The sequence below is a fragment of the Dyadobacter sp. LHD-138 genome (genome assembly GCF_030929615.1).
Lineage (GTDB): Bacteria > Bacteroidota > Bacteroidia > Cytophagales > Spirosomataceae > Dyadobacter.
This window is the reverse complement of sequence record NZ_JAVFVU010000127.1, coordinates 1-550: the sequence shown is the minus strand read 5'-3', so window position 1 is coordinate 550 and position 550 is coordinate 1. Positions and strand designations below refer to the sequence as shown.

The 550-nt window shown below is 46.0% G+C and carries 1 protein-coding gene; it reads right to left on the bottom strand.

All coding sequences use genetic code 11. From position 1 onward, the window contains the following. The coding region (locus RB622_RS30225; protein ID WP_308050575.1) for a hypothetical protein at window positions 1-550 on the bottom strand (550 nt) is incomplete at both ends.

Genomic DNA, 550 nt, shown 5'->3' with positions numbered 1-550 from the left:
CCTGATTACAAGGATAAAAATTATATAGCGTCAGAATCTGGGTTGGCGTATAAGTACCCGCACTAAGCGTTTGAGAAATAAAAGTCCCCTGGCTGGTACAATTAGTGGGTGCAGGTGCAACGGAAGCATTGTTAAGCCGGACGTCCACACGTGCCGGAGCAGTGAGTACAATACTGGTAAAACCATCCTGATCAAGGCTTGAAGTACCGACATTCCATTTACGGTGGTGGTAATATTCATCAACAACTATCCTTGAAGCAGTCGTTACGGCATTCTGGACGTAACTATACGTATTCTGTTCATACTCAATGGCGGTATAACCGGTTGTTGGATAGGTAAGGCTCGTTAATGCGCCACTAAGTGTGGCAGCCAAACGGGGTTCGAGATCTGCACCCGTTTGTGGGATCAGACTGGTATTGCTGACACCATTGTAATATCCCCAATAATCTATGTTGGCATCCGCTCCGCGAAGGGCAGATGGCGCTGATGCATAGTAACCCATAATATATGGGTTTACCCCATCCTCAGTAATTTTTTGAAGCTGAAGACT